Origin of the sequence: Enterococcus sp. 3H8_DIV0648 (assembly GCF_002140655.1) — a bacterium.
GTDB classification, from domain to species: domain Bacteria; phylum Bacillota; class Bacilli; order Lactobacillales; family Enterococcaceae; genus Enterococcus_A; species Enterococcus_A hulanensis.
On the sequence record NZ_NGLG01000001.1, the window covers coordinates 3,387,589 to 3,405,054 of the forward strand.

18 protein-coding genes are annotated in these 17,466 nt (G+C 41.7%); all 18 read left to right on the forward strand.

The genetic code is table 11. The features are described from left to right. The first annotated feature begins 14 nt into the window (after positions 1 to 14). A complete protein-coding gene (locus tag A5875_RS15475) occupies positions 15 to 401 on the forward strand; it encodes a C-GCAxxG-C-C family protein (protein ID WP_088934411.1) in 387 nt (128 codons plus the stop codon). A 345-nt stretch (positions 402 to 746) separates the two neighbouring features. Further along, positions 747 to 1,163: a hypothetical protein gene (locus A5875_RS15480; protein WP_088934412.1), complete on the forward strand. Its 417-nt coding sequence runs from the start codon at positions 747 to 749 to the stop codon at positions 1,161 to 1,163. Positions 1,164 to 1,397: 234 nt separating this feature from the next. Next, a complete protein-coding gene (locus tag A5875_RS15485) occupies positions 1,398 to 3,011 on the forward strand; it encodes an FAD-dependent oxidoreductase (RefSeq protein WP_088934413.1) in 1,614 nt (537 codons plus the stop codon). A 4-nt stretch (positions 3,012 to 3,015) separates the two neighbouring features. Further along, positions 3,016 to 3,366, forward strand: coding sequence for a hypothetical protein (locus tag A5875_RS15490; RefSeq protein WP_088934414.1), 351 nt, complete (start codon positions 3,016 to 3,018; stop codon positions 3,364 to 3,366). A gap of 86 nt (positions 3,367 to 3,452) precedes the next feature. Beyond that, positions 3,453 to 3,962 (forward strand): DinB family protein, encoded by a 510-nt coding sequence (locus A5875_RS15495; protein ID WP_088934415.1) that lies wholly within the window; start codon positions 3,453 to 3,455, stop codon positions 3,960 to 3,962. A 446-nt stretch (positions 3,963 to 4,408) separates the two neighbouring features. Further along, positions 4,409 to 6,274, forward strand: a complete 1,866-nt coding sequence (locus A5875_RS15500) for a BglG family transcription antiterminator (RefSeq protein WP_088934416.1) — start codon at positions 4,409 to 4,411, stop codon at positions 6,272 to 6,274. After that, positions 6,264 to 7,304: an aminopeptidase gene (gene ypdE, locus A5875_RS15505; RefSeq protein WP_088934417.1), complete on the forward strand. Its 1,041-nt coding sequence runs from the start codon at positions 6,264 to 6,266 to the stop codon at positions 7,302 to 7,304. Before A5875_RS15500 ends, ypdE begins: the two co-directional genes overlap by 11 nt. Positions 7,305 to 7,318: 14 nt before the next feature. Beyond that, complete coding sequence (locus A5875_RS15510; RefSeq protein ID WP_088934418.1) at positions 7,319 to 7,624, forward strand: PTS lactose/cellobiose transporter subunit IIA; 306 nt, start codon at positions 7,319 to 7,321, stop codon at positions 7,622 to 7,624. Between the two features lie 24 nt (positions 7,625 to 7,648). Continuing rightward, positions 7,649 to 7,990, forward strand: a complete 342-nt coding sequence (locus A5875_RS15515) for a PTS sugar transporter subunit IIB (protein ID WP_088934419.1) — start codon at positions 7,649 to 7,651, stop codon at positions 7,988 to 7,990. A gap of 129 nt (positions 7,991 to 8,119) precedes the next feature. Beyond that, the gene (locus tag A5875_RS15520) at positions 8,120 to 9,445 is read left to right on the forward strand and encodes a PTS sugar transporter subunit IIC (RefSeq protein WP_088934420.1); all 1,326 of its coding nucleotides are present in this window, start codon (positions 8,120 to 8,122) and stop codon (positions 9,443 to 9,445) included. A gap of 16 nt (positions 9,446 to 9,461) precedes the next feature. Then, a complete protein-coding gene (locus A5875_RS15525; protein WP_088934421.1) occupies positions 9,462 to 10,529 on the forward strand; it encodes a M24 family metallopeptidase in 1,068 nt (355 codons plus the stop codon). After that, the gene (locus tag A5875_RS15530; protein ID WP_088934422.1) at positions 10,522 to 11,709 is read left to right on the forward strand and encodes a MalY/PatB family protein; all 1,188 of its coding nucleotides are present in this window, start codon (positions 10,522 to 10,524) and stop codon (positions 11,707 to 11,709) included. Before A5875_RS15525 ends, A5875_RS15530 begins: the two co-directional genes overlap by 8 nt. A gap of 123 nt (positions 11,710 to 11,832) precedes the next feature. Beyond that, entirely contained in the window at positions 11,833 to 12,570 is a 738-nt protein-coding gene (gene truA, locus A5875_RS15535; protein ID WP_088934423.1) for a tRNA pseudouridine(38-40) synthase TruA, read from the forward strand. A 120-nt stretch (positions 12,571 to 12,690) separates the two neighbouring features. Next, positions 12,691 to 13,302, forward strand: coding sequence for a Type 1 glutamine amidotransferase-like domain-containing protein (locus A5875_RS15540; protein WP_088934424.1), 612 nt, complete (start codon positions 12,691 to 12,693; stop codon positions 13,300 to 13,302). A gap of 90 nt (positions 13,303 to 13,392) precedes the next feature. Beyond that, positions 13,393 to 16,212, forward strand: coding sequence for a sigma 54-interacting transcriptional regulator (locus A5875_RS15545; protein ID WP_088934425.1), 2,820 nt, complete (start codon positions 13,393 to 13,395; stop codon positions 16,210 to 16,212). A 91-nt stretch (positions 16,213 to 16,303) separates the two neighbouring features. After that, positions 16,304 to 16,711, forward strand: coding sequence for a PTS sugar transporter subunit IIA (locus A5875_RS15550; protein ID WP_088934426.1), 408 nt, complete (start codon positions 16,304 to 16,306; stop codon positions 16,709 to 16,711). Between the two features lie 12 nt (positions 16,712 to 16,723). Further along, positions 16,724 to 17,221 (forward strand): PTS system mannose/fructose/N-acetylgalactosamine-transporter subunit IIB, encoded by a 498-nt coding sequence (locus A5875_RS15555; protein ID WP_088934427.1) that lies wholly within the window; start codon positions 16,724 to 16,726, stop codon positions 17,219 to 17,221. 79 nt (positions 17,222 to 17,300) lie between these two features. Then, positions 17,301 to 17,466, forward strand: a 166-nt coding sequence (locus A5875_RS15560; protein WP_176244698.1) for a PTS sugar transporter subunit IIC, incomplete at its 3' end; no start/stop codon positions are given.

The following is a 17,466-nucleotide window of genomic DNA, read 5'->3' on the forward strand; positions in this document are numbered from 1 at the left end:
AAGGATGGAGGGACATGGATCATCAAGAACAAGCAAGAATTTATTTTCAGGCTGGCCGCAACTGTTGTCAGGCGGTCGTCGGTGCTTACTGTAAGGAAATAGGAGTCGCTCAGGAAGAGGTAGACGCACTTGCGAGTAATTACGGCGGCGGAAACTATCAGGGCTTGTGCGGGGCATTAGCAGGCACGTACATGGTAGCTAATTATTTAAAGGGGTTACCTGATGTGGATGATCCGGCAAGGTGCAAAGATGATGAGGCTGGCAAACTCCTAGTTGAGCTGACGCAGGACTTTGAACGAGAATGCGGTTCGTTGTATTGTACACAGCTGCTTGGAAAAAAGCCGTGTGTTGACTATGTTCAAACAGCGATGGAGATTCTGGCGGATAATTTAGCTGAATAGAGGAGGATCAGTTATCAGAAATGATGACTGGTCTTTTTTTAACTATAAAGAAAGTATAAAATCTTTACATGAATAAATCGCTTTGTAGCGGGTATATCTATGTCTGGCTTCACGAACTAGCTTTATCGGCAATAAGCAAAAATATTTCGAAATTTGAGAAGCAATTTAGAAATATTTTGGTCTTATTGCTCAAAAGCTGAGCGAGTTCGCGAAGCCTTTCTTATTCAAAAATAAAAATAGAAAAGAATAAAAAAGGATTTGTAAACTTAATAGCATTATGTTACGATTTTCACTATTGAAAGAGAAGTGCATGATTATACGGTTATTGGAGGATTAATACATAGGATGAGTATTTCAACGTTCGAAGAAATCAAAGAAAATCTTGTGAATTACTTGTTTAAATGGAAAAAACAAATTGCCAGCGGGTTGATGATTTTAGCGATCCTGCTGTTTTTGATGATTATTAACAGGGTGACGCCTAATAATTGTGCTTGGCTGCAGGGCGGTTGGACTGGTGAGGCGGTCGGCTATTCCTTCAAAGCTCAAAATAAAAATTTTACTGATTGGACGATCAAGTGTGACGGTGCCACAATTTTGAAACATGCTAGGGTAGCCGTCAATTCGAATAAAAAAAGAGTGATTATGACCGATGATGGAAATAACATCGAGTACCACGCAATCAGAACAGGTCATAAACAATTGAAATTAAAAATAGTGAGCGGCGGTAAAACGACAAATCTGCGGGAACTAAAGAAAAAATAGGCAAAGATCAATCATCAATTGAAGATGATTGATCTTTTTTGTGTTGGAGAACAATTCTTTGCCGGTATTTCATAAAAATAGTAGTATCAAGAAAGGAATAGGAGTTCCTCTTTTCACAGTTTGTTTAGCTTAAAAGTTAGGTCAAAAATTTAAGCTAATTATCGCCACACATGTTTAGAAAAATGATATACGGCATGAAAATAAATTCTTTAAATTGAAAAAGGAGAGATTATCGTGAAATTTGTAGTTATCGGCGGAGTAGCGGGCGGCCCTTCATTTGCCACGCGCTTGCGTCGTTTGAATGAAGAGCATGAGATCGTGATTTACGAACGCGGGGAGAATATTTCCTACGCCAGCTGTGCGTTGCCCTATTATTTAGGCGGCGTGATTGAAGACTTAGATTCGTTGATTGAACGGACACCTGAAATTTTGAAGGTGAAGAATAATATCGATGTCTTTACGACCCATGAAGTACAGGTGATTGATCCAGACAAGAAGCAATTGGTTGTTGAGGATTTAAAAACTGGTGAAAAGACAACGACTAATTATGATAAGTTGATTATTTCTGCTGGGGCTCGACCAGTATTGCCGCCGATCAAAGGAGCGAGTGAAGCGGAGAACGGCTTTGTTTTGCGAAGTGTCACGAATGCGGCTGAGATCAAGACGTTTATGGATGCGCATGAGCCAAAAAATGTGTTAGTTCTAGGTGCTGGGGTGATGGGCTTGGAATTAGCCGAAAACTTTAAACATCGCGGGATGGACGTAACATTAGTGGATCAATTGCCGCAGGTCGCTTTTCCTTATGATGAGGAGATCGCGGATTTGATTTATGATAAGCTGATCGAAAATGGATTGCAGGTTCGTTTAAGTACCCACGTTGAAGAGATTCGCAAAGCAGGGAAAGAGGTTGTTTTATCAGACGGCACGAAGCTTGATACCGATATGATTATTTTCGCGACAGGGGTAGCGCCAAACAATGAAGTGGCGAAATCTGCTGGAATCGAATTATCAGACGACGGGCAGATCATCGTTAATGATCAATTAGAAACAAACGTACCAGATATTTATGCGATCGGTGATATTATCAAGACAACGAGCGTGGTTACAGGTCTAGCAACCTCCAGCATGTTATCCAGTGCGGCAAATCGTCAGGGGCATATGCTGGCAGATATGGTTAATGGCACACCGATGCGCTATCGCGGTTATATTGGTGCGGGTGTTGCAAAAATTTTTGATTACACTGCAAGCTATGCGGGTATGACCGAACATGCCTTGAAGGCAGCAGGCATCACAAATTATAAATCTGTATTTGTTACCCCCTTCGATCACGCGTATTTTTATCCAGGCGCTACACGCTTGAATCTGAAAATTATTTTTGACGCAACGAGCGGAAAAATTTTAGGCGGGCAGGCTGTTGGTGAAAAAGGTGTGGATAAGCGCATGGGTGAATTATCGGTTGCGATCACTGGGAATCTGACTGTTTTTGATTTGCCGGATTTGGAGCTGCCGTATTCACCGCCCTATTCAACAACGCGCGATCCATTGAACATCGCCGGTTATGTAGCAATCAATCAAATGACCAATGTGGTAGAAACAATTAAAGCGGCGGATATTCCAGCAGAAGATCTGAAAAATGCCTTCTTCCTAGATATTCGCGAACCAGATAAGGCAACGGCCGGCAGTATTGAAGCGACCAAGAACATTCCGATGAATGAGCTGCGCGATCGGATCAACGAAATTCCAAGAGATCGCAAAGTTTATATTACCTTTAGAAAAGGGTTGAATACCTATACTTCCGCGCGTATCTTGGCTGGCTTTGGTATTCCTGCGATTTTGATCGAGGAGTAAGGCGATGAATGAATTTAAACAGGTATTTAATAGAGCACAGCAGTTTTTGGTTTTACAAGCGTATATTGATTCACAGCTTTCAGAAGACGAGTTGATGAATTTTACTTTGTTGGAAACAGTGGACGAAATTCCTGTGGTTTTCTATTCGGCAGGAGTGCTGCTGATTCAGCCCAAAATTGATTTGGATCAGTTTACGCATGTGTTTTTTCCAATCTCTAAGCTAGAAATCCGGCGTAAAGAAAATGATTTGGAGATCCTATTGCCAGAGCAAACATTGTTTTTCCATTTTGATCAGCTAGATGAAGCAGAGCAAGTCGCTAATGATCTCGTTTATTTATATACGAACGTCGAATAGTTGCTCTTAGAAAATCCCCGTAGTAAAGTGAGGAGAGAGACTATTTTTTAAATGAGGATCACCATACGAACTAGGAGGATTTTAAGATGGAGAATACGCAATTTGCAATGGAAATGTTGGATCGAGCGCAGGAACGTTTTGAGGATACCTTTGACCAGATGACGACAGAAGAAGCCAATCAAATGCCAGCGCCTTTAATCAAATCAGTGGTATGGTTAATGTGGCATACAGCGCGGGAATTGGATATGCAGATCTCGGATCTAAATGGCACGGAGTATCTCTGGACAAGTGCCGGCTGGTCAGAAAAATTTGCCTTAGACCTGCCAGATGATACTGAAGATTATCGTCACACACCAGAAGAAGCGGCAAAGGTTATTGTAACGGATCGACAATTGGTTTTAGACTATTTATCTGACAGCATAGCTTTTACGAAGCAGTATTTGAATAAAATCGATGAAAGCAGCCTTGCGGATGTGATCGATACTAATTGGAATCCGCCGGTAACACGTCAAGTCCGGATCATTTCAGCGATCGATGATGCAGTGATGCACTCGGGGCAGGCGGTGTATACTAGAAGAATGGTTATTGGAAAATAAATATTGTAAAGCAGATCTTTCGTGAAGAGAGGTCTGTTTTTTTTGTGCTCAAAATTCAGTTGAAAAAAAAACGGTGAATTTAAAGCATTGAAGAAGGATGAAAGCAATCTTTTAGTTTAATGGTTTATAAAGCTTACTAATCTATTAAACTTATCATTTTTATTGTGGTGGCCATACACGGTTGATACAATTCTTAAAACGTCTACTTCAAGCTAGCGTGATTTTTCTAAACAGACACGTTTTTCACAGTTGGCTGGAAAAAGTGCAACTTTTCTAATTGAAAGGGTTTTCTTATACTGAGGATGTAAATGATAACGCTTGCCGAAAAATTTTGTTCAACTTTTCCATCTATTTAGTGAGAAATATAAATGAGACGAAGTTTGTAGAGGACAATTTTGTTCAACAATAAATAATTATTCCTTATTAAGGAGAAAGGAGAGACGAGGATGAGAGAGGTACAAATACTGACAGCGTTAAAAGAGAATGACTACTTAAAAATTGATCAGCTGGCAAAAAAGCTCGGTGTTTCCTCTAGAACAATCCGAAATGATCTGCAGGGCTTAGCAGAAATACAGCAGGGATTTACGATTGAACGCTCCGCTAAATTAGGTTGCCGCTTGATCGTCACAGATGAGGAAAAGTTCTCCGCTTATCTGGCCGGCTTTTCTGAGACGACGATTGAAATGCAAAAGGATCGGCTGGAATCTTTATTGAGTCTGCTTTTGATCAATGAAAATTATCAGACCGTCACTCAATTGAGCGATGAACTGCTCGTCAGCGGCAGCCAAATCAAAAAGGATCTTTCCAAGCTTGAATTATATCTTAAAGGCAGTTCCTTGATTTTGGAACGGAAAGCTCATTATGGGATTCGACTCATTAGTGAATTGAAAAATCGATTGCTGCTGCTGCTGGATTGTTATCAAAGAGGCAATGTGAAACTACTGGAAAAATTGGAAGCGGCCTTCACCCGTGAGAAGCAACAGCAGATAAAAGATAGTCTGTATCATTTGATCGGCAGGCATAATTGGGAGATCGATTATGTGGAGTTTCGAAGACTGGAAGAAGAGCTGTTTTTACTATTACTGATCGAAAGAAAAAATACGCAGACTGAGATTCCAAAATCCTTTTTAACAGAAGTTCTTCAGGAGACGAGCCTTTCGGTACCCCTTCAAAAAGAAGTCCATGATTATTTTGAAGCCAGCTTGTTAGCCAAAACAAAGAAGCTGGAAATACTCAGCAACAAGCAAATGCTGAAAGAAGAGATCACGAACTTTTTTCAAGCGATGGATAAACAGCAAAAGACGCATTTTTCAACCGATCAAGAATTTATTGATCTTGTTTATCTTCATGTAGCGGCACTGATCGAACGCTCTCGCAAGGAAGTGAACTTCAGCAATCCTTATTTAGAAGATATCAGTAAAGACTATCCCGTGATTTTCAATTTTGCTGTGATGTTTTCGAAATGGCTGGAGGAAAAATTTGAATTGAAAATCACATCTGGCGAAATCGGCTATCTCGCGACCCACATGACCGTGCCCTATCATAGGTGGCAGCAAAAATTGATCGAGAACATTTATCGGATCGCGGTGGTTTGCTCGTCTGGCGGCGGGATGGCCTATCTGGTGGAAATGAAATTGAAGAGGATTTTTCCAAGGGCGAAGATCCAGACTTTTTCAATGTTTGAAATCGAAAAAATTCAAGACTATTATCCTGATTTGATTTTTTCAATTATTGAATTAACGATCGAAGTCGATTGTCCCGTGATTTTGATGAGTGAGATTCAAAGCGAGCTGGATTACTTAGAGGTGAGTGAAAACCTCAGCCTGCTAAAAATCGACGAGAACTTTTCGGTGGAGCGAGCCTTTTTTGAATTATTTTCCGAAGACTTGTTTCGGATTGAAAAGGATCGTGTTTATTCCGATATTTTAGCGGGACTGGCAGAGCAAGTGGAACAACAGGTCGGCTTTGAAGGCTACAAGGACTCGTTGATGGAACGTGAGAATTATCTATCGACGATTTACCAAAACGGAATAGCGATTCCCCATCCGCTGGTGATGTCTGGCAAAGAAAATCGTGTTGCGGTGTGTTTGCTGCCAGAAGGGGCGAATGAGACGGAACGGACCGTAAAAATTATTTTTATGGTTTCGCTAAAGGCCGAGCAATTAGATATCCATCAAATTATTTCGAAGGAACTAAGCAAGCTGATGAATCATCCGGCGGCGATCAACGCATTAATTGAAAGCAAGGATTACCACGAATTTTACTATACATTAAAACGAGTTTTAGGAAGAAGGAATCAGAATGAACATTGAGTTTTTGAAAAATCTCTCCAACGCTGACGGTATCGCCAGCAATGAAAAGGAAGTTCGTCAAACAATTTTAGCCGAGCTAGCAGAGCTGCCTTACGAAAAAAGGACGGATGGACTTGGCAGCTTGATTTTTACTAAAAAGGGAAAGAGCCCCAAAAGCATTATGATCTGTGGGCATATGGATGAAGTCGGCTTCATGGTTCGCAGCATCAGCAATTTAGGATTGATCCATTTAATGGTTGTTGGGGGAGTCAAGCCGATAGCCCAGCATTTGCAAAAAATTCGGATCACAACCTTTGATGGAAGAAAAATCAGCGGCGTTATCAACGGCGAATATCGCGATGGCAAGACAGAAAATCTATACTGCGATATTGGCGCAACGACAGCAGAAGAGGTAGCAGACTTAGGAATTGAAGTTGGCAACATGGCTTGTTACGCGACTGACTTCGAAGAGTTCGCGGTGAAGGATATTTATGCTGGAAAAGCGTTAGATGATCGTTTGGCCTGTTTTGTAATGGGCGAGCTGATGAAGAAATTAGCGCAAACGGAGCTGCCTTTGACTGTTCACTTTGCCAATACCAGCAGTGAAGAAGTTGGAATTCGCGGAGCTAAGACAGCCGTTCAAACAGTGAATCCAGATATTGTTTTCGTGATTGATGTGGCGACGTTTAGTACCGAATTTGTTCGCGATCACACCAATCAGCGGCAAATCGGCAAAGGTCCGATTTTGACACACTTTGACCGAACCTTAGCGCCGAATTTGGAAATGGTTCATTACGTGAAGGAAACAGCGAAAAAGCAAAATATTCCATTGCAGCTGGACATGTTCAACACCGGTGGTACCGATGGCGGTGAAGCCCATAAAGTAAATGAAGGGAAACCGACTGTCGTAACGATCTTGCCGGTTCGTTATGGACACTGTGCTTATTCGATCGTAAATAAGCAGGATGTGCAGCAAATGATTGATTTATATGAAGGGCTAATCAAAAATTTTACGGAAGAAATGTATCACCGCATGGTGGATTTCATTTAGAGGGGATAGACAACATGACAAAAGAAGAACAAGAAATCGTACAACTGATCTCGATCGCCGGCGAAAGCAAAGCAAAAGCCTTCGAAGCGTTGAAATGTGTAAAAACCAAAGAGTTTGATAAGGCAACAGAGTTAATCGCGGAGTCGCGGAATTTAGATTTAGCAGCGCATAATATTCAAACGGATTTGATCAGCCGCGAATTGAATGACGAGGTCGAATCATCAAATGTCGGTTTGCTGATGGTCCATGCTCAGGATCACTACATGACCAGTCAATTAGCTAGGGATTTAATCGAAACATTGATTTCAGTATTACAATAAAAAATTATAAAGGAGATAGATGTCATGAAAATTTTATTATGCTGTGCTGGGGGCTTTTCTACAAATATGCTGATGCAAAATATGCGCAAGGTGGTTCAACAAAGCGCCAAATTGAAGGATGAGGATTTCGACTTTACTGCGATTCCCGCAGATTCCATCGAAAGCCAAATCGATGGCTGGGATATTGTTTTAGTCGGACCGCAAATCACTCACAAAATTGATTTCATCAAATCGATTCTGGACCCACGAGATATTCCTTACGCTGTGATCGATAAAGATGTGTATGGCCAAATGGATGGTGCGACCGTGATGAAGCTGGCTTTAGTTACTCATAAGAAACATCAGTTAGCGAAACAATCAATTTAACCAGAAGAAATGTCCATTCTGCTTTTCCATGTCAGAGATGATTACTATAAAAAGCAGAAGGACATACGCGGTGAAATTCAAATCTATTTTTCTTGAATCGATTTATTAATATGAACTAGGAGGAGCATTATGTTCGCAAAATTTGAGGCTTTTATGAACCGTTACTTCGTCCCGTTAGCGCACAAAGTTGATAATCAACGACATCTGAGCGCCATCAAAGCCGGGATGGTTGCTATGACCCCATTTACTATTCTAGGAAGTTTCTTTGCTATTTTACCTGCCTTGCCAAATATGTTGGGAGAATCCAACGCATTCAGCCAATTTATTTTGAATAATGCAGAGCTATTTAATCTGCCGGTGACGTTATCGACTGGCTTGATCGGACTTTATGCCTGTGCGGCGATCTCGTACAACTTGGGCAATCACTACAAATTGTATATTCCAGGTGCAGTGACTTTATCACTTTTCGGCTTCTTATTTATGACAGCAATCTTTGATGAAAATGGGATGCTGGATATTACCAACTTTGGGGCTAAAGGGTTATTTACAGCGATGTTTGTCGCGTTGATCACAGTTGAATTATACAACTTCTGTAAAAAACACAACATGACGATTCGAATGCCAGAAGGGGTGCCGGACTTTGTTTCTAAATCCTTTGAGCTTATTCCAGTAACGTTGCTGGTGGGCGGCACATTTATTATTGGTCGTTTCGCCTTGATGCAAACTGCCGGAGAACTTCCTCCAACGATTTTGACTCGTTTCTTATCACCATTAGTCGGATCAATGGACAATCCATGGTCAGTTTTGGCGTTGAACTTCTGTATTTGCTTGATCTTCTTCTTTGGGATTCATTCATCGGTGTTCAGTCCCATTACTCGTCCAATCATGGTGGCCTTTATCGCAGAAAATATCACAGCCTTCCAGGCTGGACAACCGATTCCGCATTTTTACACAGCGGGAGCATCTAGTGCCTTCTTTGGATTTACTGGCTGCGGAATTTCAATCGGCTGTATAGTAGCATGTTTGATTTCAAAATCAAAACGCTACCGTCAAATCGGGAAAGTCTCTCTGTTTCCAGCTTTGTTCGGGATTAATGAACCAATCTTGTTTGGGGCACCGATCATTTTAAATCCATTGATGTTCATTCCTCACGTATTCGGTGGGGCGATCATTGGGACACTGCCGATGTTCTTCATGCATTGGGGCTGGTTAAACAAACCGATCTTTGATCCGCCATATGTGGGCGTATTCTTAGAAGGCTTCTTGACGAATGGCGACTGGCGGACAATTTTAGTCAATGGGCTGCAATTAGTTCTGGCGGTCGCAATCTATGTGCCATTCTTTAAGGTCATGGAACGGAATGAATTGAAAGATGAAGCGAAGAAAAAAGAACAGAAAAATATCTTTGACCAAGGGGATACAGATATTTTGGACGGCTTAGATCTGGACTTCTAGAATTGGAGTGCAACTGATGAGAATTGAAAAGTTACAGCAGCTTCTAAAGGAATCAGGCAAGGATGCTATCATCATTAAAAACCGCGAGAATAAAAAATATTTTGGTTCATTAGGAGGCAGCGGCATCTATTTAGTCGTCACGCCTGCTGCTCGCGTACAGTTTTTTGATGGACGGTATCGACAAGAAATCAAAGATTTGACGAAGGATTTTGAAAATTTCGAGGTTCCGCAAGGCAGTTATCTTCCTGAAATAATCACTTGGCTGCACCAGCAGGGGATTAAAAAGCTTGCGATCGAAGCAAATGGCTTGTCGATCCAAGAATATCGCGAGTTCTCTAAAGCATTTGAGGTAGAGATTTGGTCGAGCCAAATCCAAGAACTGCGAGCCATTAAATCGCCAGAAGAAATTCAGCTGATCAAAGCTGCTTGCGTGATGACTGATGAGATCTTCGCGGAATTACTGCCGGAGATCAAAGTCGGCATGGGAGAAAATGAGCTGGGGGCCTTGATTCATTACCTTGCGTTGAAAAAAGGTGCCTCTGCAATGGCTTTTGATCCAATCGTTGCCAGTGGACCGCGCAGTGCCTTGCCGCATGGGCGGCCAACTCAGCGGAGCTTTGAAGCAGGTGATTTTATCACGATCGATTTTGGTATCGTTTTGAATGATTATCAATCAGACATGACGCGGACGGTTGCTTTAGGTGAAGCCAGCCAAGAATTAAAGACGATTTATCAAATTGTCAAAGCTGCACAGCAGGCGGCGGCTGATTTTATTCGCGAAGGAGTCACCGGTCAAGAAGTCGATGCGGTCGCACGAAAAATCATTACCGAAGCAGGCTATGGCGAATATTTCAGTCATGGCTTGGGGCACGGTATCGGCATGGGCGGCGATGTGCCGATCTTGAATCCGAAGAGTCAAATGGTTTTAAAGGAAAACATGGTGATGAGTGTTGAGCCGGGCATCTACCTGCCGGGGATCGGCGGTGTGCGGATCGAAGATGATGTTATGATCCAAAACGGTGTCGGCGTTGCATTGAACCAAACGACCAAAGAATTAGTGAGCGTGGGTGAAGGCTATGTATAATTTAGATAAAATCATCGACCGAAAAAAAGGCAATGCCCGCAAATGGAGCAATCAGGTATTAAAGGAAAAATTCGGACTGAATGAAGATGCGATCCCGATGGATTTAGCCGACATTGATTTTGAAGTCGCTCCGGCGATTCAACAGGCGTTGATGAAACGAGCAAGTATTGGTGATTACAGCTATTCATATGTACCGGATGAGTTTTATGATGCGGTGATTGATTGGAATCAGCGACGTTACGATACCCGCATTGAAAAGGAATGGATCAAGCTGACCTTTGGAACGGTGTCGACTTTGCATTATATCGTGCAGGCTTACACGGAAAAAGGCGAGGGCGTCATGATCAATACTCCTGCCTATGATCCTTTTGCGGAAGCGGTGGAGCATAACGAACGAAAACTGTTCTGCAGCTCATTGATCAATCGCGACAATCGCTACTATCTTGATTTTGCGGATATGGAGCGTCAAATGAAGGAAAATGATATCAAGCTGTTCATTTTTTGCAGTCCGCAAAATCCTTCCGGTCGAATATGGACTAAAGAAGAGCTTTTCCAACTAGCAGAATTATGTATTCGCTACGATGTTCTTTTGGTCTGTGATGAGATTCATCGGGATATCGTGTATAAGAACCAGACCTTCACGTCGATTTGGAACGCGCATCCAGAAATTTCGCAGCACAGTGTTTTGTGCCTGTCGCCTAATAAAGGATTTAATCTCGGGGGGCTGAAAACGTCCTATGTGGTGATTCCAAATCCTGAAATCAGAGAAACCTTGCTGATTCAATTGCAAAAAAATTCGATTACTTCGCCCCATGTTTTTGCTGTGCCGGCAATCGTTGCGGCCTATAATGAAAGTGAAGCTTGGCTGGATGAAATGATCGACTATGTGGAAGAAAACATGCAGCTCATTTATGATTTCTTTGCGGAAATTCCCGAAGCCAAAGTGATGCCGGCTGAATCATCCTTTTTAGCGTGGATCGATGTCCGCGATTGGTTCAAGGATGAAATAGAAATGCAGGAATTTTTCCGCCGCGCGAATTTGACGATGGTGGTCGGCAGCTATTTTGTTCAAGATGGTGAGGGCTTTGTCCGCTTGAGTATCGGAATGCCGCGCGAATTATTATTAGAAGCATTAAGCCGCATCAAAAAAGAATACAGCAAGAAAATTGAATATGCATAATCTTATTGAAAACCAGCGCACTGCAGCCAGTGTTCTGGTTTTCTTTTTGCCCTCTTCACTAGAGCATCGCGGATTTCTGTGGTACAGTGAGTCAGTGTGAAACTTTAGAGGAGGCATGAACCTATGCGAAACATTAAATTAACGATCGAATATGATGGCAAACGTTATCTTGGCTGGCAGCGTTTGGGGGACTCAGAAAAGACGATCCAAGGGAAAATTGAAAGTGTCATCAACCAGATGACTGGCGAAAAAATCGAGATTATCGGTTCTGGTCGGACCGATGCGGGAACGCATGCTAGAGGTCAGGTAGCGAATTTCAAAACGAATTCAGAAATGGCACGAAATGAAATGTTAGCTTTCTTTAATCGCTATTTACCCGGAGATATCGTGGTGAAAAAAGTGGAAGAAATGCCGGAACGCTTCCATGCCCGCTATAACGTGAAGGGCAAGCAATACAGCTATTATGTCTGGAATGATCCGATCCCGACGGCTTTTGAACGGTATCGCAGTTTTTATGTTCCAGATAAGTTAGATCTGGATAAGATGAACGAGGCCTGCGAACGCTTGCTTGGCAAACATGACTTTATCGGTTTTTCAGCACTGAAAAAGACCAAAAAATCAACGACACGGACGATCGAAAAGCTTTCGATTGAACGAGAAGGCAGCATGCTGCGTTTTACCTTTGTCGGTGACGGCTTCTTGCACAAAATGGTACGAATCTTGATGGGAACTATTTTGGCGATTGGTTCTGGCAAGCTGTCTTTAGATGTGATCGATGAAGTGTTAGAAAATAAAGTTCGAGCAGAAGCCGGAGAAACGGCACCGGCGCAAGGACTGTTCTTGGACGAAGTATATTATTAAACATGAAACTGATTTTGACTCTCACCGAGTTCAGAATCAGTTTTTTTTGCGCGGTTCATTTATCTGGTACGATATAATGAAAATGTCTGAGGAAATTCTTAAAGAAACGAGGGAACGACGATGAAGAAAATATTTTTAGTTTCGATGTTTCAAAATGTTTCGGGATTGTTGAAATCAGTTGAAGAGGTAAAAGGAAAGACGGTGACTTTTATTCCTACCGCTAGTAAGGTCGAAAAGCTCGGCTTTTTTGTAAAAATCGGTAAATGGGCGCTGCGCTTCAGTGGAATGAAGGTGGAGGAGTTAGATATTTCCACAGCATCTTTTGAACAGGTCAAAGCTGTCTTAGTCAAGAATGACATTATTTATGTGGCAGGCGGGAATACATTCTTCTTATTACAGGAGCTGCGAAGAAGTGGGGCGGATCAGCTAATAATTGAGGAAGTAAATAAAGGCAAGCTCTACATCGGGGAATCGGCAGGCGCAATCGTGGCATGTCCGGATATCGGCTATTCCTCGATAATGGACGACCCGCAACAGGCTCCCGAGTTAACCGATTATACAGGGTTAGGCATCGTCGCCTTTTATGTAGTGCCTCATTATCAAAGCCGAGAATTTAAAGCGGCCGCAGAAGAAATCGTTCAAAAGAATCGAGAACAGAAAAAGTTAATGGTGATCAATGATCATCAGGCTGTTTGGGTTCGGGGGAATACTAGTGAAGTATTAGGTAAATGAAGAGGACTCTTTGCGAAGACTAAAAATTGTATTGCTTTCTACCTCGCTAGATGATAAAAACAAGCTAATAACTCTTTGAAGGGGAATACTATGCGAATTGATAATATTTATGAATGCCTTTATAAATTTCATCAAGCAAATGAACTGGTTCTAGGAAATTTAAAAGGCTGTACAGTGAAGGATATTTGCCAGATGACGGATTATGCGCGAACGGCCGTCAGTGAAGATCTCTCTAAATTAACCAATAAACATCAAGTGATCAAAGTAAAATCACGTCCCGTCTTATTTTTTGCACGTCCCGTTTTAGAGAAAGCCTTCTTCTTTTCTCCTTCCAAAGATGAATATGCTTCAATCGATCATTTGGAGGCGGAAATTCGTCAAGAAGTGGAAACAAAAGAACGGGTCAAACACGAGCTGCGCAATAATCCATTTTCAAAAGTGATCGGCTATGATGGCAGCTTGGCGGACAGTATCAAAAAATTGAAGGCCGCTGTTTTATATCCACCTAAGGGTTTGAACATTATGCTGACAGGTGAATCCGGTGTAGGAAAAACCTTATTAGCAGAACACTTGCATCAGTTTTTCGAAGCAAAAACCGAGACAAAGGTACCCTTCATCTACTTTAACTGTGCGGAATATTTTAATAATCCAGAATTGTTGACCTCCCATTTATTTGGATATAAAAAGGGCAGCTTTACCGGTGCTGACAGTGATCATCAGGGCTTAGTAGAATTAGCCGATGGCGGTTTTTTCTTTTTAGATGAGGTACATCGATTGACGAATGAAGGGCAGGAAAAACTGTTTACGTTGCTGGATAAGGGCTATTTCACCCGGATGGGAGAGGCTGAAAAGCAGCGGCATGTAGCAATCAAGTTTATTTTTGCGACGACCGAAGAATTAGAAAAAACGTTTTTGAAAACTTTTTTGCGGCGGATTCCGGTAAATTTACATATCCCAAGCTTGTCCAATCGTTCGATCAAAGAAAAAATTCAATTGATTCTGACCTTTTTTATGGAGGAGAGCCAAGGAATTCAAAAGGATATTTTTATTTCCTATAATACGCTGAAGTATCTTGTTTTTTCTAAATATAAGGCTAATGTAGGCGAGCTGAAGTCAGAGATCCAGTTTATTTGTGCGCAGGCTTACTTGGACGCTATTGATTATGAAACGCAGGAGCTGACTATTGATCTGCCGCTGGGGATGCTGGATGAAAATACGGTTGATACTAAGGACATCGTTGTCTTGAACGAGTATGTTCCTAGCGGAGGAATCAAGATTCGGCACGATTATTTTTATCCTCATGTGGAGCAGCTGCTGCAAGTCAAGGATAAGCAGAATGACCGCTTTTATAATTTTCTGTTAAAAGAATATGCGGATCTAAAGAATGTCAATATCTCTTCAAAAGATGCTGTGGCGATGATGCAGAACAAAATGGATCAGCTCTATGATATGGATTTATTTAATCAGTCCATTTCAAAAGAGCATGACATCGATGAACAATTCTACAGCCAAATTAATCAGATCATCCAGTACATTGAACAAGAACTGGCTATCCTTCTGCCGGAAAATTTGAAAAATGTTTTAGCGGCTCATATTTATTCCAGCGTGTTTTATTCTGCTCAGATCAATGAAGACTTTTTTGATCTGACCAAAAATATTTTTTCTGGAAAAATCGAAAATTACCAACTGGCAGAGAAGATCGTTTTGTATATTGAGAATTATTTTGCCTTGAAGCTGCCGAATACGGAGATCATTTTTTATGATTTGTTTATTCGTAAAATCAGGTCGGCGGATCGGCGCTATGAGCTGGATGAAAAATGCGGCATTGTCGTAGTAGCTCACGGAAGCGCGACGGCCTCTAGTATGGTGGAATATACGAATGTTTTATTTTCCACCAGCTTGATGAACTCGGTCAATATGCCGATCAATCAATCGGTCGAAGAAACTCTGGATAAAGTTCGCGCGGTCGTTCGTAAAAACGGCTATAGCAAACTGATTCTAATGGTGGATATTGGTTCGTTAATTTATTTTGGCAATGTAATCAGCAAGGAATTTCAAATCGAAGTACTCTTGATCAGCAATATTAATTTACTGACATTGCTGGAGGTTGCGCGAGAAGTCATTTATGAGTCGACGAAGTTTGATTATTTGCTGCCGGTTTTAAAGGAGAAGAATCATAAGGCGCTTATCTGCCGCAAAGGAAATTTTGAAGATTCCAAAGTATTAGTGATTTCCTGTTTGACCGGATTAGGTACGGCGTTGAAGATTGAAAAATTATTATTAAACACATTTCCGCAAGAGCTTTTGACGAATGTCCGAATTGTCACGCTTGAGAAAAAAGAGCTGGAAGATCTCAGCCGCCTGCTTTCCTTTGTTCATGAAGATGAGAAGCTGGTGGGGATTATTGGGACTGTGAAGACCGAGATTCCTGATATTCCCTTTGTTTCTTTGGATAATTTGCTTTCGGATCAAGGGATTCGCTTAGTTTTTCAAATGCTGGGTTTTGATTTAACGAAGGATGAGAATCAGGCGGTCTTGAAAAAAGTTTCGGCTAAATATATTCAAGGCCTATCGATTGAGGCTATCACAGACCTATTGAGCATCTTGAATCCTAAAAGCATCACGATCGAATTATCCAAAATCTATTCGGATATCTGTATGCAGACTAAAAAGAAAAGTGATGAAAAACGACTCTTGCGATTCATCATTCATTGCGCGTGTATGATCGAACGGCAAATCCAACATCCGGAATATGATCATACCTCGTATGAACTGTCATATCGTGAGCTGCCAGAGCTGGCATCTGTCATCAAGATGGCCTTCAGACCGATCGAAGTGTCATATAATGTCGTCATTCCGCCGCTGGAAGTGAAGTATATCTATGAGCTGTTGTTTGAAGTCAATGTTTAAACCGCGAGAAATAGCCCTTTTGATAAGGGTTATTTTTTTGGCACAGCATTTGCTTTATATAAAGTGAAAACAACTTGAGGAGTGTGAGGGTATGGAGAAAGAACCAATTTTAGTCTTGACTCATAATGGATGGGGCAAAGAACTTCTAAAAAGTGTCCAGATGATTGTTGGGGAAATAAGCAATGTGTATGAAGTCGCTTTAAACGCAGAGGATTCGTTGCCGGATTATCTCGAACGGGTCAAAGAGCAAATCGATCAATTGGAATGGAAAGACAAGTTATTGATTCTAACGGATATTAAAGGAGGCACGCCTAGTAATGTTGCTTTGCGGCTATCGAAGGATTATGAGGTCGTAGCGATTTCGGGATTGTGCGCGTCTATGTTGTTAGAGGCGGTAATGAAGCAAGAGGCAGGCGGGTTCAGCCGGGAGTTGGCGCAAGAGATTCATAAAGCAGTAATTGACAGTTGTCAGATATTGGAATTACCAATTAAACAGTAAAGGATGAGTAAAATGTCAAAAATCGTATTAGCCAGAGTTGATAGTCGCTTGATCCATGGTCAAGTTGTTACAAAATGGCTGCAGCAATCAGCAGCTAATGAAATTATTGTCGTCAGTGATGAACTAGAGCAAGATGAATTCCTGCAAAGTATTTATTTGATGGCAGCCCCTCCAGGAGTGGAGGTCATTATCAAAGGAACTGAATCAGTCAAAGGCTTCTGGGAAAATGAAGCGGCGGCAAAAAATACGAAGGTGCTGTTTTTAGTTCCGGATTTAATCACATTGAAGGAAATGGTCGCAGCTGGAATCATCACCGAAGCTATTCAAGTTGGTGGTCTCGGCGGCGGACCGAATCGTAAAAACGTAGTGAAGAATATCAATTTATCAGAAGAGGATGTCGAAATTTTAGAAGGCTTGCTGGCAAAAAATATGGACGTATACTTCCAAGCGATTCCAGAGGAAACACCAGTGCCGATCCATAAACTAATTGAAAAATATAAATCACTATAAAAACCAGTGTGACCGGAGTTAGTTAGCTGGTGGAAGGCTTTGAAACTAAAAAGATCAATAAAAAAGGAGAGTTTGAATTATGGGTGTTTTAGGTATTTCAATCGTAATGGGCTTATACTATTGGTTTGCTCGCCTGCGTTTCGGGTATACATTCTCGGGAATGCTTTCCCAACCGCTTTCGGCGGCGTTGATAGCCGGGGTTGCGACCGGAAAATTAGCAGAGGCAATGGTGATCGGTGCTGGTA

Bases quoted from the DNA above. Each gene is read 5' to 3' on its own strand.
- A5875_RS15475 (WP_088934411.1), top strand. From the start codon at position 15: ATGGATCATCAAGAACAAGCAAGAATTTATTTTCAGGCTGGCCGCAAC.
- A5875_RS15480 (WP_088934412.1), top strand. From the start codon at position 747: ATGAGTATTTCAACGTTCGAAGAAATCAAAGAAAATCTTGTGAATTAC.
- A5875_RS15490 (WP_088934414.1), top strand. From the start codon at position 3,016: ATGAATGAATTTAAACAGGTATTTAATAGAGCACAGCAGTTTTTGGTT.
- A5875_RS15495 (WP_088934415.1), top strand. From the start codon at position 3,453: ATGGAGAATACGCAATTTGCAATGGAAATGTTGGATCGAGCGCAGGAA.
- A5875_RS15500 (WP_088934416.1), top strand. From the start codon at position 4,409: ATGAGAGAGGTACAAATACTGACAGCGTTAAAAGAGAATGACTACTTA.
- ypdE (WP_088934417.1), top strand. From the start codon at position 6,264: ATGAACATTGAGTTTTTGAAAAATCTCTCCAACGCTGACGGTATCGCC.
- A5875_RS15510 (WP_088934418.1), top strand. From the start codon at position 7,319: ATGACAAAAGAAGAACAAGAAATCGTACAACTGATCTCGATCGCCGGC.
- A5875_RS15515 (WP_088934419.1), top strand. From the start codon at position 7,649: ATGAAAATTTTATTATGCTGTGCTGGGGGCTTTTCTACAAATATGCTG.
- A5875_RS15520 (WP_088934420.1), top strand. From the start codon at position 8,120: ATGTTCGCAAAATTTGAGGCTTTTATGAACCGTTACTTCGTCCCGTTA.
- A5875_RS15525 (WP_088934421.1), top strand. From the start codon at position 9,462: ATGAGAATTGAAAAGTTACAGCAGCTTCTAAAGGAATCAGGCAAGGAT.
- A5875_RS15530 (WP_088934422.1), top strand. From the start codon at position 10,522: ATGTATAATTTAGATAAAATCATCGACCGAAAAAAAGGCAATGCCCGC.
- truA (WP_088934423.1), top strand. From the start codon at position 11,833: ATGCGAAACATTAAATTAACGATCGAATATGATGGCAAACGTTATCTT.
- A5875_RS15540 (WP_088934424.1), top strand. From the start codon at position 12,691: ATGAAGAAAATATTTTTAGTTTCGATGTTTCAAAATGTTTCGGGATTG.
- A5875_RS15545 (WP_088934425.1), top strand. From the start codon at position 13,393: ATGCGAATTGATAATATTTATGAATGCCTTTATAAATTTCATCAAGCA.
- A5875_RS15550 (WP_088934426.1), top strand. From the start codon at position 16,304: ATGGAGAAAGAACCAATTTTAGTCTTGACTCATAATGGATGGGGCAAA.
- A5875_RS15555 (WP_088934427.1), top strand. From the start codon at position 16,724: ATGTCAAAAATCGTATTAGCCAGAGTTGATAGTCGCTTGATCCATGGT.